We start from the raw sequence: 16,762 nt of genomic DNA, 5'->3' as shown, positions 1-16,762 counted from the left end.
TGAATTGCTAGCAAATTTTCGGCTAGTTTGTAGTGATTTGCTGTGAAACTGGCTTTTCTTCTTTAATTGGTGCTTTGGGCTTGTCCATCTCAAATGCTTCTATCATCAGCAAAATATGGGCCGCGCTCCATGAAAAGTTCGGTGCACCTTGCTGCTCGCCGGTGAGTGGATTGTAGTTTTCGCGAATAGGCGCGTTTTGCAGCAGACCATCCGCATTTTGCATAAATCGATCAAGCAAAGTGTTCGCTTCAGTTTCATAACCATAATAACTTAGTCCCATCAAGCCAAAATACAATTGGTCAAGCCAGACACGACCACGCCAATAGATGTTTGCACCAAATGCAGGGTTGGTCTGGGATGCAGAGCCTAGAGGAATATAGGTGTTGAATTCACTGGGGCTGAGCATTACTTCAGAGACGCGTTTAGCATGATACGCTGTTGCGACCTGATTAAAGAGCGGAGCCCAACCCTCGGGGCCGCGACCACGTTCAATGATTGGTTTCCCTGCACAGCCATTTTCAAGCGGTGACGGGGCAATGCGAATATCGTAGTAGTATCCGCTGTTATCGTCGAACATGCAGCGGTTAATATAATCGGCGATTTGCTTTGCTTGTGCTGAAAAGGCTTTGGCTTCCTGTGGCTTAGCCAAGATATTGGCGATGGTACTCAAGTTTTTGGTGTCAGAATAAAAATAACTGGCCCCATCAACCGACTCTTGCATCAAAGAGTAGCCTAGCAGATGGCCTTGGGCGTCCATATTGCTAGCAAATTCGACTTGCCAGTCTTTAGCATCGCCACCTTGTTTCACATAGATCTCAAGCTGCTGTGGTGAGATAAAACCAAAGTTAGCAGCATCGTCTCTTCCAGATTCCCATGACGCTGCGGTCTGTGCGGGAATACTTATCTGTTTACCCTGTGCCTGCGCATCGCGATAGGCTTTTAGCCCAAAATGGGCATGCTTTTGCTTTCCTTCATGTAGATAAAATAACAACTCTCCCGCTTGATTATTATGGTGTTTATCTATGGTTGCACCAAATTCTGGAATACCATTTTGGTTGTGATCACGGTTGCGCAGCCACCAATCACGATAGGCGACAAGTTTAGGGTAAATTTGTGCAAGCCAAGCTTTGTCTTTGCTGGCATGGTAGGTATTCAACACCGCCCAAGCGGCCAGCGAGGGTTTTGAATTCCGTTCGCTCCAATTACCCCCATCGCCACCGCGTTCTGGTGGCTGGTTATAACCAATTAAATCGGGTAATAAGCCTTTATCTTGGGGTCTCACAGGATCGTTAGCTGCTATTTGATAGGAAAATACGGCATCAATGTTGGCCTTGGCTAAATCTGGTGCAAATAGTCTCAGCGCTGACGCTTGTTTCCAACTGTCCCAAGGCCAAGTTAAATTGCCGGAAAACCAGCGAGCAGTGACCGAAGGCGATACGGTATCAAACACGATTGCCCCTGCAGGAGATCGCCAGTTACCAATGAGGGTTTCAACGGCTTTTATCGCCAATGTTTGTTTATCTCGTGGTAAGGTTTGATAGCGTGCTAAATAGCCCATCCAGCGAGCTTTAGAGCGTTGCCAATACGTAACAGGGGATGAGAGAATTTTGGCAACGGCCTTTGCTGTTTGTATGCGTTCCTGTTGATTATGGACATAACTTATGGCGGTATAAAACTGCAGATCACCAGAGATTTGTGTCTCGCTATAATAACGGTCATTTTCCACCACATTTTTGAAAGGGATTGTGCGGGTGATTGAGTACTCGTTGCTACCAGAGGTCAGAAGCGCCCACGGATCGCGAACACGACCAAAAGTGGTACTGATCCCACTTTCGCTGGCAACCATGGTTGGAGCGAGCTTAGGGTATTGTTGGTCCAGTGCTTGTTGTTGATTAAGTTGGTGGAGTAATTTGCCGTCCAATTTTAAAGTAAGTCGTTGCTTAGTATGAATAGTGGTTTGAATAAGAGAAGTGCGCTCGCTAACAAAGCGTAAGCGGATCGTCACCGTCGCGAGCTCATGTCTGAGCGTTTGTACCAGCTCTCCTGGTAGGCTGTACTGCGCTGCATCAAATTGCAATTTGATATCACCGTGAAAAACCTGTAGACGCTCAATACGTTCAAATAAATAGGTTAAATACTCTTCGGTGATAATCGCGTTACCCGTAAAACCACCAAATTCCGCCGCGCTATCAGGAAGTAAGTGACCATGCCATGCGCCGTTGTCAAACAGTGGTGAATAGGGACTATGGCCAAACTTGTCTGCGGGCTTCATCACCTGAGGGTGGCCAAAGCGTGAAACTGCGTTGATGATCTTTGGGCTTGCGTGTGTTTCGCATGCTACAAAGAGCACGAGTAATACCATTCCTGTGAGTACTTTCATTTGTTTTTTTGAATAAAGTATACAATTTTGAAAATGCTATCACAGCGACGTACAAAGTTCAGTAGCAAACGATGAATTACTCGTCAATGGGGCAGCCGACATCAACCTTTTTGCGTTGCATCTGCACTCGTTCAGCGGCGGCGCGTAGCCGATTTATATACTCTGGAGGGGCGCTCGGGTTGGCGGTTAAATAGAGGGTTTTACTTAACTCAGGGACTTCTAGCACTTTGTCCCATTGCTCCACTAAACCCATTCTAGCAGCCATTCTATCTACAAAGTTTTCGGCACCAAAAATAAAGTCTATTCTGCCTCTTTCAAGCAGCTCACCTGCACGACTAAAACTGGTTACTGATAGCATATTCTTATCGGCGACAAAGCCTTGTGCTTTTAAATAGTTTTCGGAGAGCTGATCAGCCGCAACAGCGACAACATGTTGTTTGATTTTCCATATTTCCCACACCTGCTGATCGGCAATATCAGCACGCTTATAAAAGGCGACCTTTAGCTCACAAAGTGGCGCAATCCAGATATGGTTTTCTTCACGTTGCTCCGTTCTGGCGATCGAGTAGAGCAATGAATAAGGGGATTTTTTGGAGAAGGCTTTTGCGCGAGTCCAAGGCAACATATAAATTTGATAGCTTAGCTCTGCTTCCCACATAATGAGGCGCACGATATCAGTGGCAAGCCCAGTAATGGTGCCGTTCTTTTGCTCTATCTGGTACGGAGGAAAATGCTCGGTATAGATATCTACTTTTGTTGGTGCTGCGGCTAAGGCACTGAATACACTAAATATCCCTATAACGCTCCCAATTATATACTGCATACCACATTCTCAAGATCGTTTTTAATAGTATAACTCATAATTTGTTATTGGTTTTAGTTAAATTAATGTACCGATTAAAACTTCAAATTGGTGCTTAAATGGCAATTATTATATGGTCTTTTGGTGTCTTTTAAGAATTAAATAACGGCGTAGAATTGCTCTTGTTGTAGAGGAGTCGTTATGCGCTTAGTTTTATTCTTGCTTATGTTGTTTGTGTCTACTTACTCACATGCTAGTGAAGTTGCAGTTGATTATGTGATGGGAGAGGGGGATGTAAAAGGACTGCGGCTTGGGTATCGTCCCTTGCATTATAGTTTAGCGGATTATGGTTTTGGAGAAGGTGCCTATGTTTATTTTGAGCTGAGCACCAACTATTGGGAATACGGCAAACCAAAACGCTCAGACACGACGTTTGCTATTGCATTGTCACCAGTGCTTAGTGTTCCACTGAATGAGTTTGCTGGAAAGCCGGTAAATTTTGAGTTTGGAATTGGCATGACCTACGTCAGTGATACTCGATTTGCGGGTAAAGACATTGGTGTTCACTATCAGTTTGAAGACCGCATTGGACTTAGTGTTAATTTGAACCCCAGTACTAAAGTTGGGATCCGATATCTACATTATTCTAATGCTGGTTTGAGCGACCACAACCCCGGTCTTGACTTTTTTAATGTGTTCTACGTTAAGCGGTTTTAACGCTTAATTTCATTGAGTTAGTTTTATCTCCCTTTGTGATTTCAAGGATGAAATTTTTTCTTCATAAAATTCCAGTATCCAAGATAATAGAATGCAGTTAAACGCTTGACCTAAACTAAGGTTTAGGAATTAGGGTTCTGTGTAAACCAATAATAATCAAGGAACATCAATGGAGAATAGCTCTGCAATTGAGCGGTTAAAGCGCTTTACACCTTTAGTTTGGGTAATGCTTGTTGGTAACTTTTTCGTTCGCGCTAGTTACTACATGGTATGGCCTTTTTTGGCTGTTATTCTTTACGAAAATTATGGACTGAGTGCAACAGAGGTCGGTTTATTGCTGACGGTGTCAGCGACTTTCGCCGTATTTTTGGGGTTTTATACGGGGAATCTCGCTGATCGCTTTGGTCGCACCAAAATGCTCTACACGGCAGTGTTTGTTGGTGTGATTTCTTTTTCTCTGTTGGCTGTGGCTGAGTCGTTGTGGTTGTTTGCAACCTCAGTGTTTTTAGCTTGTCTACCTAGGACGCTTTGGGATGCGCCTAGTAAAGCGTTACTTACTGAAGAACTTGCCGACGCAAAAGACAGAGAGCTTGCACTGCATTTACTCTATTTTCTCGTGAATGTGGGAGCGGCTTTAGGACCATTGTACGGGCTATGGGCGGGGCTTAATGGTGAGCAGTTTAGCTTTATCTATACTGGCATTTCGTATATTGGTTTGTTGCTCGCGCTGCTTTACTTTAGACCTAAACTGAGTGAAGCGCAGACTTTCGCTTTGCAGTCTGCCGCTCAGTCGGTACCCAAGTTTGCAAAGTGGCTGAGGATCTTACGAAAAGATAAAGTTTTTTTAATTGTGCTCATCGCTACAACTTTAGTGTATTTGGTTTATGCGCAATGTGACTCTAGCTTAGTGCAGTATTTGACGCGTGCAGAGGTCCCCGATCTAGCTTGGCTAATTTCTAGCTTAATCATCGCAAATTCTAGTGTGATCATCGTTTGTCAGTTTCCATTACTACATCTGATGCGTAATTGGCGCATTGAAAATAGGCTTTATGCGGGTGGTGTGATATTGATTATTTCACAAGTCATGATGGCCTTGAATGATGTACACAATATTTGGGGATGGATTGCAGCCATGATGGTGTTGAGTCTGAGCGAAGCAATTATGTTTACTAACATCAATGTCTATATTGACAGGTTGGCACCAGATAACCTGAAAGCTAGCTATTTTGGTGCTGCTGGCTTATGTTCATTGGGGTATGCATTAGCGCCCATTTTAGGTGGGCTTATTTTAGATTTTTACTCCGGTATGATGCTTTTTATCACCATGACCTTAGTATCTATCACCGCACTTGGTTTTTATCGTATTGCTGAGCTGAGGCCTAAGACGACGGCTGAAGCGATATAGCTTAGCTAACTCGGTGACCTAAAAAGGGTCACCGTTTAATTATCCAAAGCAAAGGTTAGTTGCTTTACTTACCGGCCATTTTTTGCAAGTAACCCAGACGTTGACGCTCGGCAGCCGAGGGCTTATATGGGCGCTTCTCCAGTGCGTCAAAGTAGAAATCAGTGATGTGGTATTCGGTTATTTTGCTATCACCAAACTGCGCAAGCTCTCCCGGCATTGGCGACATTCTCTCAATCACAAATGTCTTTAACGTGAACTGGGATGGGCCGGATTTAGCTGAAAAAGGAGCAAGCACCGACTGATGTGCTTTTAAGTTGAATACCTGTTTCCCTTCGCTTAACTTTTGCTTTTCAACCAAATGACTGATTGGTGTGCCATCGGGAGTAAATAGGTTTGCACGGATACGATAAGTACCACTTTGCTTTACTTCAAGTTGCAATGGAATTATCAAGTCAGCTTGCTCGGGGTAAGGTTCAGCAATGGCGAGCAGTGTGGCGCTGGGTTGGTAATAGCGGATACTTGCTGTTAATGCAACGGCCTTAGCCGAGTTTGGTTTAGCACGCACAACAACATTCAGCTCTTGAGGCCATGTTGTCTCGCCATCGATTGCACCAAGCCAAATACCATTAGACTCTTTGAGGCGGGTGGTAGATAAGGTTTGCTGCGATGTAGGGTCAAGTATCGTTGCGGTTGCATTAGAAAATTGACTACCAGATAAACTTATCTCGATAGTAGCGGGGTGTACAAAGCGATATTGATTCAGCGACAAAGACACTTGTTCGTTGTTTTTTTCAATTGGCATTTCGATGGCATAGAAATGATTTGGATTGAGCCTATCAAAATCACCTTTGCCAAGGGGCTGTGAATAAGGCGGTAGAGAAATAGTATATTCATAGTGTGCCGCAGCTGATTGCGCAGCTTGTGCCAGTGGTAGCGATTCGATCAGTGATTGTTTTTGTGTTATCGCAGTTTTAGGTGTGACTGGTGGTGTTGTTGGTGGTGTCAAAATAGGTGTGGTGACTTGTGGTGTTGCTGCTAACTCAGGTGAGGGCAGAGCTTCGCGCTGCAAGGCAAAATATCCTACAGTGATACAGATCACAATAAGAATGGCGCTAATCAACAAAAACTTTTTCATAGCAATACTCGGTTAATATAAGGAACTGCATGGAGCAGTTCCTTGGGTATAGAAATTAGCAAAATAACCGTTAAGTTACAGTGAGTTTAGTATTAACTGTGAAAAACTTTGTGAGTTAGACTCGCTAACATAACGGTAAGTTTTTTTCCAAAACCAGCTACCCGTTGTTTCTTCATAGGTGTTGTAGCTAATCGTTTTATAACCCGCGTTAAACTGAGTACGAGCCGCTGTTACTTTGCCTTGGTATCCAGCATCTGGCAGGTTACCGTGGCTATATTCCGCGCTCATTAGTAGTGGATAGTGATATGGCATAAAGCTAGTTACTGCATCATCTTGGGAGGCTAACTGACCGTTGATAGCAACGCTTGTACTACAACTACCAAAGTCACCTTTTGCTGATGCACCACAAGAAGAGTGCGTTGATACAACACCATCGTCGTTACCTGGTAAGAAGCCTGAAGTTAGGCCGTAATAGTCGCTTGCATCAGCAACAAAGCGTAGGCGAGGCGCATTGTCACTCGGATACTGAGCAACTTGTCGCGCATTATTTACTTTTAAATCCCACATGATACCAAACTCTTCAGGCATGCTGCCCAGCCATGCCTCAACTGCTTGGCGAGTTAGTTCACCTACTACACCACCAGAAGTCGCAGCGTTGATAGCTGTGTCTGCGAGTTCGCTTCCGCCACCCGCGCCTGCAAGGTCGAAAGTAGCAACGATATTAAGTGGTTGAAGGCCCGCATTTTCAAGCCAAGTTGCTTGGTTATCTAAGATATAGCGCGCGACTAAATCACCCGTTGAGTGGGTAACAAAGACACAGCCAGGATTACAAGTGCCATTTTCTGCAAATGCTTTTAGCTTTGGCCAAATATAATCTGTTGCGATTTTGCCTTGCAAACGCTCATAAGAAGGCCAATCAATACGCTCATCAGCGTGGTTTATCCAAAAAGATGACCAGTATTCTTCACCTTCAAGTTCGACATTGGTGCTGTTAGGGCGGTTAAGTTGGTCTGCTTGAAAGCCATGAATTAGAATTGTTTTATATTCTGAGGCCTGTGCGGGAGTTGCAAGTGCAGTGCCTGTTAATAACGCTGAAAGTGCAGCAGTGTATACAAAGTTAGTTTTCATTGTCTAAGTCCTTTAAAGCGCCAAGTGCCACATCTATGGTCGGCCTACAACAAAATTCCCCACTTTGTTTAATCGCAAATAAGGGAAACTATAGGCATCGCACAACTACTTTCACTACTACTGAAACGCATCTTTGTTAGTATATTATGTGGCGTGAGAAGCTATTCCCACGCCGGTCTCAAAAGCTAAAATCACGCCATTTCAGGGTTATTATGGAGATCAGATAGCAAGTTCAAAGTTTTCTCGCTGCGGTTCACAAATGGGTTAGTCTCATCCCATACATAACCCGCAAGCACAGAAGTGATTTGGCTCTTAATTTTTTCAGGCTTGTTGTTTGAGAAAAATAAACGGCGCAAGCGCCCGTCGTACCAGCCTTCAATATAGGTGCGCATGACAGCAATCCCTTTAAGCATATGCGCTTCATATTCTTGCTGCCAATTTGCTTCTTCGCCATTTAACTGCGCAACAATGAGATCAGCAGCGCGTGCGCCTGACTCAATGGCAAACATAACACCGGCTGAAAATACGGGGTCAATAAATTCGCTGGCGTTACCGGTTAGGACAAAGTTTTTACCAAACAGTTGTTTGATACCTTTAGAGTAGCCTTTGATCTCCTTTGGTTCCATACACAGCGCCATTCCTTCCAACATTGCTGATGCATGTTGGTCGCGAGCAAGGTAGGTTAAAAAGCGCGCTTTAGCATCGCCTTCTGCACTCTCCAAATACTCAGGGTTACCAACAAAGCCGACTGAAACACGACCGTCAGAGAAAGGTATTAGCCAAACCCATACATCCTCTTCGTGAACCAGAATCGTTACTTTATTGTTTTCAGCCCCAGTTTCTATGCCATCAGCTGGTTTAAATTGCGCGAACAAAGTTGCCCGAGTCGGTGCTGACGAAGGTTCATTTAAGTCAAGTAGATTTGCTAGTACTCGGCCATAGCCGCTTGAGTCAACAACAAATTTGGCTTGGATCTCCTGCTCGTCGCCAGCCTCATTGACTACCTTAATGATAGGTTCTTCTAGATCCATGTTGGCATCGACTACGGAAGTGCCAAATTCGATGGGGGCACCCATTTTTTGCACTTCTTCAGCCAGTACATTGTCAAAGTCATCTCTTGGAACTTGCCATGTCCATGTCCAGCCATCGGTATAATTTTTAGAGAAATCAAAAAACTCCTGGAAGTCATCTTGTTTAAAATTAGCACCGATTTTCTTTTGGTAATTGCGTGCGACTAACGCATCCATAAATCCAGCATCTTCTAAATGCTGCATACTTTGTGGTAGAAGACTTTCACCGATAACATAGCGTGGAAAGTGGCTACGTTCAACGATCTTCACGGTTAACCCTGCTTGAATTAGCTTTGCAGCGGTCATTGTCCCAGCAGGTCCAGCGCCGATAATAAGTACATCTACATTTTCCTTAGCCATTTTGTAATTCCTTAATCATATATTGTGAGAAAATGTGGCAATTAATTAATTCTAGAGTGAAGAGGGGAGCTCCCTTTAATGCCTCACTCTAGAAAATATAATTTAACATTATATTAACGAATAAAATGTTAAAGAGTGTTCATAATTTCTGACATTTTTATTAAGTCTTCCGGTGTTTTTACCCAACTGTTGTGCGACCCTTTCATGGTGAACACTTGAACCTGACTGGGTTGTATTGCTTCTTCGATAAGATTTTGATTCTTATCAAGGTATTGGTTGATTATATGACTGGAAAGTTGCAACTCTAGGCTATCTGACTGAGCCACTTCAACCGCACAACCAGCACTAAATAGCGTCACCTTTGCGGTGCTAGAAAATGCCGGATCATTTTGGTAGTGATAATTAATTCTATCGGGCTCAAGATGACTGAACTCTGGGTGTAGAGCAAAAACTTCATCATGCATCGTGGCATAGTCAAAACAAGGGTCGACGAACACCAAGTGTTCGACTGTGTCCCCCTCATTTTGCAGCAGTTTGGCAACCTCAAGTGCCAGCGTTGCGCCAAAACTCCAACCAAAAATCCGATAAGGACCACTAGGTTTTAGCTTTTTAAGATGAATAGCATACTGCAACGCCAATGTTTGGAACTGATAATAGTCATAGGCGAGCGAGCCCTTTGGTTTTTCCTGTGCGGCATAGATGTTATTGAAGCAATAACAAGGCGCGGAAATCTTGGGAGCAATGGATTGCAAGTAACTCTCAGCACCACCGCCACCCGGAGGGAAGAAAAACCATTCAATAGGAGCATCGGCTTCATTCACCAATACGCCGATCTCAATATCGCTTAGGGTTTTTATGCCTTGGGGGCTTGCTGCTGTAATCGAATGTGAAACGACGGCTCGAAGGGCAGCATCGAACTGCTCTATGAATGCGGCGGTTTGCATCTCATCTAACTGACTTGCAATGCTCACTTGTAGTTTCATTTGACGCACTTCGGCATTAACGATGAGTGCCATTTCATCCTGATTATCCTTGCTGCTGGCATCGCCTGAGTGTGCATTTAGCATTCGTATGCCCTGATCTTGTGCATCATTGTTGCTATCAAGTTGTCCCAAGTAATTAAAGCTAACTTTAGGTAATTGATTGAAGGAAAATTCCCCACGTCTGACCAATTCGCTGAAACCTAAACCTTTATCTGGAATGGCACGAAGCGTTTCTTTGCTTTGAATAATCAGCGTCGATAAATCCGTGTCATTTTTCAGAGCAACCGGAAACATACTAGTAAACCAGCCTAGTGTTCTTGACGTATCAATATGGTCACTCAGATGTTCTCGGCCGTGGCCTTCTAACGTGAGGTGGCAATAGTTTGTAGCAAAGGTATTGCACCAAGCCCGAGTAAACGCACTCATTAAGAGATCATTGATTTCTGTGTTAAATCCAGCAGGAGCAAGGCGTAGCAATTGCTCAGTAAGCTGAGTATCAAATTGATGCGTAAGACGCTGTTGTGATTTACCGTAAGGTATGTTTTGTTGTGTGCTTAGCACGTTTTGCCAATACGGTATTTGTTGTTCAAAAGGATGCTGGGCCACAACGTCTGACCATTGGCGATAACTGCTGGTTTTGTCGCTTAAGGTGTCGCCTTGTAGCAAGCGGCTTAAGTCTTCGACCAAAATACGCCACGAAACACCATCAATCACAAGGTGGTGAACGATAAGTACGAGTCTAGTTAGCGGCGTATCATCGCTGAGTAAAACCGGTTGCCACAAAGCACCTGAACCGAGTTCAAAACGGGCGTGTATTTTGCTCAACGCCAGTCCAGTTTGCTGCTCATCAAGCCCCAAGGTGTCCAGATGGATAAGCTTTGGTGCTGGGCACGCTTCAATACTTTGATATTGGGATTGCCAAGTCTCGGTTTTGCTAAACTGAGCACGCAACATGTCATGTTGTTGATGCAGCTGCACGAGTGCACGCTCCAAAGTATCTAGCGCGGTATTGTGCGGAAGTGCGAGCATGACCGACTGATTAAAATGCGCTTTATGACGGTAGTGGGAGTTGAGGAACCATTGCTGGATAGGTAATAACTTGATTTCTCCGCTGAGCTCACCTTGTTCAGCCACAATTTCTACCTGTTCATTATTTGCCAAAAATGCACAAAGCGCTTCTAGGGTTGGATACGTAAATATGTCTTTGGTCGACAGCGAATAGCCAGCACGTTTGAGAGCCGACATGAGCTGAATACTCATAATTGAGTCCCCACCGATATGGAAGAAGTTATCTTCCAAGCCAACCTGCTTAATCCCCAAAACAGCACACCAGATTTTAGCGATATGCCGTTCCAGTTCTGTGTTTGGAGCATGGAGGGTCTCAGTTTGGCTAAAATCGGGCTGCGGTAGTGCTCGGGCATCAATCTTGCCATTAACCGTAACGGGTAGGGCGTCTAATGTGACGTAGGCACTTGGCAGCATATAACTCGGCAGCATGTGAGAGAGTGTTTGCTTAAGCTTTGCCTCATCCAGTGACTCAGTATTTGCCATGACCAAATAGGCCACGATACGTTTAATCCCATCTTGTTCATTCACGTTTACAAACGCAGTATGAATTTGCGGTTGTTGTTTAATCGCAGTTTCAATCTCGCCAAGTTCGATGCGGTAACCACGAATTTTCACCTGAAAATCATTACGACCAACATACTCTAATAAACCATCTTCACGCCATTTAACCAAATCACCCGTTTTATACATTTTGTTCCAACCGCTTGCGAGATACCTATCCGATGCGAATGGATTAACTAAGAATGCTTGTTCGGTTAAATCTGACCGGTGTAAATAGCGTCTTGCCATACCCGCGCCGCCAATATAAAGCTCTCCTGCCACGCCCGGTGGAAGTATTTTGCCGGCAGGCGACAACACGTAGGCAGATTTATTGGCAATGGCACGGCCAATAGGTGCTCCGTGATTTACAGTGTTGAGTAAGCAGCAAGTCGCATAAACGGTGGTCTCTGTTGGGCCATAGGCGTGGTAAAGCATCAGCTCTGGCGCTTGATGCTTTACTCGCTCAACCATAGCTAAGTCGACTGCCTCTCCACCAAAATTAATCTGTTTAAGTCCGGCGTGTAAGAAGAAGTCTTCGTTAGCTAAACGATTAAATAGCGCAGTGGTTACAAAACACGTATCAATCTGCTGTGCTTGGCAGTATTCAATCAGTCGTTCTGGATCAAGTTGAGTCTGTTTATCTATCAGGTGTAGTGCTGCGCCATTACTGAGTGTGACAAAGCAGTCAAAAATAAACGCGTCGAAGCTAATACTCGATAAGCTAAGGACCTTGCTCAGTCGTGTGGGATCGATAAAGTGGTCGTCAGTGGCATAGTTTAATAGTGCCGCATGGTTGATTTCTACGCCTTTAGGGTTACCTGTGGTACCAGAGGTATAGATAATATAAGCCAAATCAGACGTGCTCACCGATACCGCTTGGTCTAAGCTTGTTTCCTCCATTGGTGCATCGCTGAGTACATGTGTCAGTGAGGCAAGTGTTGTACTCGCAACTCTATCCATTAATCCCGATTGGGTGACCACGATTTTCGCACCACAGTCCTTGGCAATATATTCAATCCTTGAGTCAGGAAATTCCGGTGATACAGGAACATAACCACCGCCTGCTTTAAGAATAGCGAGGATCGCAACGATAGAGTCCAACTGTTTTTCATGCAGCAACAAGACTGGAAAATCACCTTGATACTCGTTGCCGTAAACCTCAGCCTTAATCACCAATAATTGCTGGGCAAGCTGGCAAGCCTGGCGGTTGAGTGCTTGATAGCTTAGTGCTTCATCTTGCCAGAACACAGCGGTTGCATCCGGGAATACGGCGACTCTTTCACTAAATAAGTCGTTGAAGTTCTCGAAGCCACATGACTCGCGCTCGGTTTTATTCCACTCGTTGAGAATACGGGCCTTTTCCACTGTATTAGCAATTTCAATGTGCTGATGAGGTAAGAGAGTATTGTCAGCGACTTGCTTGAGGATAAGTAGCAGTTGAGATTGCAGTTGTGCGGCACGTGCAGGCGAAAGCAAGCTGGCGTCGTACATCAGCTCGAGTTGCAACTCTCCTTGCTCCTTTGCTATCAATGCAAGTGGGTATTCAACTTGCTCTGGTGCGGCGTCAAACTGCCAGCGAGCTTGTTGTGCCTCTGCTTGTTCATTTTCAAGGCTTGGGTAGTTTTCGAAAACGACTAGGCTTTGGAATAGCCGATTACCACCTTGTTGCAGTGACGCGAGTGACACATTCGCATGGCTATTTAAGTCCAAAATGGCAGTTTGGATCTTCTCGAGTTGTTGCGCGATGGTAGCATCTGTAGGCCAATCAAGATAAAGCGGTAGCGTATTGATGTAAGCTCCAACACTTTGCTCTATGCCGTCAATTGGTAAGTCGCGACCTGCGATAGTTGTACCTACTAAAGTAAATTCGTCGCGAGTATAGATTTGGATAAGCTTATGCCAGGCAAATTGTACCGCAGCATTGAGCGTGACAGAATGTTGCTGACATGCTTGCTGCAACTTACTTAACATCTCGTTTGGTAGGGCAAAATGCAGCGCCTGCGGGTCATGATTATGACGGAGCGTTTCTAAATCTGTTGAGTGACTAAACAGGGTGTTAAGATCGTTTGCTTGTGATAAATCAGCGACATGATATTGCCAAAATGCTTTGGTGGCGGCCTGATTATCTCTTAGGTAAGCATGGGCATCTAAATAGGCGTTGTCCACCTGTAAAACAGGTTCTTGACCTTGTAGTAATTGCGTATAGTTCTGGTGAACGGTCTGCATAACTAACGGGCCACTCCAGCCATCACAAATGCTGTGATGCTCTGTTTTTATTAGGTGATAATGCGCTTCACCGCGTTTTACCAAATGCAGTGTAAATAACCCCGGTCTTGCAAAATTAAATGGCTGATTTAGCACTTGGTTTGCAAGCTTTTCTATGTGTGCTTGTTGTTCTGCTTTTGAATATTGACTGATATCAATCACGCTAAAGTTATCTTCATCAACACAGGTGTGATCCACGATAAGTTGCAGCATGGTTTCTTCAACATCAAAAGCACAGCGCAGCGCTGGATATTGCAGCGAGGTTAGTTGCCACGCACGACAGTAAAGCGCAGTGTCAATTTTATCGAAATACTGCATCTGTGACTGCACCCGATAGGCGGTATCTTCTGGACTATTAAGCTGGTGGAAGATAAAACCTTGCTGCAAGTTTGTTGCGGGATAAACCGCGGCTAGGTCGTAGCGTGTGCGCAGTGCATCTAAGTGGGCGAAGCTGACGCCTGTCAGGTTATAGTCGCTCGGCGTTTGTTTGGCGCCAAGCGCTTTGGTATGTAATGCCGTGTCCAGCACCGCTTGTAGACTGGCAGTGAACTGACTTTGGAATAGGGCAAATTCGGTTTCAGACAACGCCGTGGTGCAATTTAAGACAAGCTGACCTTGAATAATTGCCGCGTTGATATCAAGAACGTAATGACCATTATTTTCGCTTGCGACTGGTTGACCTGTAATGGCTTCAGTTAAGTAGAAGTCACCACTGGGTTGCTGCGTTTTTGTGCCACCGATTTGGCCTAAATAGTTGAATGCAACGGTTGGTAAAGTCCCCGTCACTTGTTTGGAAAAATAGAATTGACCAAAACCAACGCCATTGTCTGGCAATTTACGCAGCTGCTCTTTGGCATTGACAATAGCGCTTTCGAGACTAGAACCCACATGGAGTGCTAGTGGATATAATGACGTAAACCAGCCCACGGTGCGTGAATGATCTATATCTTCGGCGATGTGTTCACGACCATGTCCTTCAAGCGCAATAACCTGATCATTACTACCAGTGATATGAGCGAGAGTTAGTGAAAGCGCAGCGACGACAAGGTCTCGAGGCTCTGTGTGGTAGCCTTGATTAGCATCAAACAGCAACGTTTGTGTAAATGCAGAGTCAAGTTTAATCACTTGGTTTGTCGGTGTGTTCTTCGCTGTTAAGTGTGTTTGACAAGTATCAAGTACTTCTTGCCAGTAATCGATTTGTTCGGCTTGAACATGTGCGTATTGGTTTAAGGTCTCAACCCATTGACGGTAGCTTGAGGTTTTTTGCGCCAATTTTTTGCCTTGATAAAGGCTATTTATGTCCTCAATTAGGATCCGCCAAGAGACAAAGTCAATGATCAGGTGGTGGAAGGCCAGTACCAATACATCTTGGCTTTGGCGTTTGACACGAATTGGCTGCCATAAAGGGCCTGAATTTAACTCAAACTGTGACTGCAAGCGGGTTAATTGCTTGGCAAGCTCGTCGTCACTAAGTGTGTCTGCATCAAGTTTAACTAGAGGTGCCATGGTATTATTTTGTTGGTACTGCTGGGTAATGTGCGCCGTCTTTTGATTGAAAACAAGGCGGAGCACATCATGTTGCTCAGCAAGCTCGGACAATAGCTCAACTAATCTCTCATCACTGATTGCGCTTGGCATTACAGTGGCAAAAGTTTGGGCAAAGTGTGCGGGGTTAGCAAACTGATTTGCGAAGAACCACTGCTGGATAGGCAGTAGATCGAACTCGCCTTCAAGCTGGCCTTGTTCAGTTTTTATCGTAACCTTCTTGTCGCCATTCGCACTGATAAGCTTTGCCAGCCGCGCGGGAGTTGGGGCGGCAAATATTTCTTTAACTTGTACCGTTAATCCTGCTTCTCTTAAGCGTGAAACCAGCTGAATACTGACAATTGAATCGCCGCCGATTTGGAAGAAATTATCCTCAATCCCCACTTGCTCAAGGCCAAGTACCTGTTGCCAAATCTCACAAAGTTGGGTCTCTAAGGCATTGCGTGGTGCCACATAGAGGTTGTCAGCTTGAAGCTCTGGCACGGGGAGTGCTTTGCGGTCAAGCTTACCGTTACCCGTGAGTGGAATATGCTCGATTAGAGTAAAGTGGCTGGGCACCATGTATTCAGGTAAAGCAGCACTTAGGGCGAGCTTTAACTCGGTAATTTCAAGGTCAGGCTCTGCGACAAGATAAGCGGCCAGCGCTTTGCCTTGCGGTGCAGGCACGTCAATCACCACAGCGTTTTGTACGCCTTGTTGGTCGACAATAGCAGCGGCAATCTCGCCTAGTTCGACACGATAACCACGAATTTTCACCTGCTCATCGTTACGACCGAGATACACCAAGTCGCCGTTGTCTAGGAAGCGGGCAAGGTCACCGGTTTTGTACAGCTTGCTATGGGCGGGGTCGTGACTAAATGGATTATCAATAAAGCGCTCAGCATTGAGTTCAGGGCGGTTTAAGTAACCCCGGGCAACCCCAAGGCCTGAAATATATAACTCACCCGGCGCACCAATGGGCATGGGCTGCAGCGACTCAGACAACACATGAAGATTAACGTTAGGGTAGGCTTTACCTATGCCTTGATGAAGACGTGGGTAGGCCTGTGCTAGCATCGCACCGACTGTGGCTTCCGTTGGGCCATATTCATCGAAAATAGCGTTTACATGGTCGCTTAATGCGGCAATGGCCTGCTCAGTCAGTGCCTCACCACCGAGCATTAGGGCATCGACTTGTGCGTCGCTGCCAGGCAATAGCGCCATGGCAAGACTGGGTGTGGTTTTCACAAAGCCAACGTTCGCGGCATTTAGATGAGCTCTAAAGGCGGCGGCATCAAGAATATCGCCTTCATAAACACACACCGTTTGTCCAGCAAGAAGCGGGCATAAGGTGGTGGTCACCGACAGGTCAAAACAGTAGTTAG

8 protein-coding genes are annotated in these 16,762 nt (G+C 45.2%); 2 read left to right on the top strand and 6 right to left on the bottom strand.

Annotation, left to right across the window (positions count from 1 at the left end; translation table 11 throughout):
• Positions 1-22: 22 nt before the first annotated feature.
• Together ygjK and L3V43_RS19560 are read right to left on the bottom strand one after the other, a co-directional pair.
• Positions 23-2,380 (bottom strand): alpha-glucosidase, encoded by a 2,358-nt coding sequence (ygjK, locus tag L3V43_RS19565; protein WP_237117235.1) that lies wholly within the window; start codon positions 2,378-2,380, stop codon positions 23-25.
• A gap of 76 nt (positions 2,381-2,456) precedes the next feature.
• Positions 2,457-3,203, bottom strand: coding sequence for a transporter substrate-binding domain-containing protein (locus L3V43_RS19560; protein WP_010604072.1), 747 nt, complete (start codon positions 3,201-3,203; stop codon positions 2,457-2,459).
• 180 nt (positions 3,204-3,383) lie between these two features.
• On the opposite strand from L3V43_RS19560, the gene L3V43_RS19555 reads away from it, so the two are divergent.
• Together L3V43_RS19555 and L3V43_RS19550 are read left to right on the top strand one after the other, a co-directional pair.
• Positions 3,384-3,899: an acyloxyacyl hydrolase gene (locus tag L3V43_RS19555; RefSeq protein ID WP_102056419.1), complete on the top strand. Its 516-nt coding sequence runs from the start codon at positions 3,384-3,386 to the stop codon at positions 3,897-3,899.
• Between the two features lie 169 nt (positions 3,900-4,068).
• Positions 4,069-5,304: an MFS transporter gene (locus L3V43_RS19550; protein WP_237117234.1), complete on the top strand. Its 1,236-nt coding sequence runs from the start codon at positions 4,069-4,071 to the stop codon at positions 5,302-5,304.
• Between the two features lie 64 nt (positions 5,305-5,368).
• On the opposite strand, the gene L3V43_RS19545 is transcribed toward L3V43_RS19550, so the two are convergent.
• From L3V43_RS19545 to L3V43_RS19530, 4 genes are all read right to left on the bottom strand, one after another.
• A complete protein-coding gene (locus L3V43_RS19545; protein WP_237117233.1) occupies positions 5,369-6,439 on the bottom strand; it encodes a hypothetical protein in 1,071 nt (356 codons plus the stop codon).
• 75 nt (positions 6,440-6,514) lie between these two features.
• Complete coding sequence (locus tag L3V43_RS19540; RefSeq protein ID WP_102056422.1) at positions 6,515-7,567, bottom strand: hypothetical protein; 1,053 nt, start codon at positions 7,565-7,567, stop codon at positions 6,515-6,517.
• Positions 7,568-7,758: 191 nt separating this feature from the next.
• On the bottom strand, positions 7,759-8,997 hold the full coding sequence (locus L3V43_RS19535; protein ID WP_174168504.1) for an NAD(P)/FAD-dependent oxidoreductase: 1,239 nt from the start codon (positions 8,995-8,997) through the stop codon (positions 7,759-7,761).
• 128 nt (positions 8,998-9,125) lie between these two features.
• Positions 9,126-16,745, bottom strand: a complete 7,620-nt coding sequence (locus L3V43_RS19530) for a non-ribosomal peptide synthetase (RefSeq protein ID WP_267135092.1) — start codon at positions 16,743-16,745, stop codon at positions 9,126-9,128.
• Positions 16,746-16,762: the final 17 nt, after the last annotated feature.

The organism is Pseudoalteromonas sp. L23, from assembly GCF_021728455.1.
In the GTDB taxonomy this organism is placed as follows: Bacteria; Pseudomonadota; Gammaproteobacteria; order Enterobacterales; family Alteromonadaceae; genus Pseudoalteromonas.
The sequence above is the reverse complement of the archived record's forward strand: the minus strand, read 5'-3'. Positions and strand labels throughout refer to the sequence as shown.

Coding starts and splice junctions, on each gene's coding strand:
- L3V43_RS19535 (WP_174168504.1), bottom strand. CDS start 8,997: ATGGCTAAGGAAAATGTAGATGTACTTATTATCGGCGCTGGACCTGCT.
- L3V43_RS19545 (WP_237117233.1), bottom strand. CDS start 6,439: ATGAAAAAGTTTTTGTTGATTAGCGCCATTCTTATTGTGATCTGTATC.
- L3V43_RS19560 (WP_010604072.1), bottom strand. CDS start 3,203: ATGCAGTATATAATTGGGAGCGTTATAGGGATATTTAGTGTATTCAGT.
- L3V43_RS19555 (WP_102056419.1), top strand. CDS start 3,384: ATGCGCTTAGTTTTATTCTTGCTTATGTTGTTTGTGTCTACTTACTCA.
- L3V43_RS19550 (WP_237117234.1), top strand. CDS start 4,069: ATGGAGAATAGCTCTGCAATTGAGCGGTTAAAGCGCTTTACACCTTTA.
- L3V43_RS19540 (WP_102056422.1), bottom strand. CDS start 7,567: ATGAAAACTAACTTTGTATACACTGCTGCACTTTCAGCGTTATTAACA.
- ygjK (WP_237117235.1), bottom strand. CDS start 2,380: ATGAAAGTACTCACAGGAATGGTATTACTCGTGCTCTTTGTAGCATGC.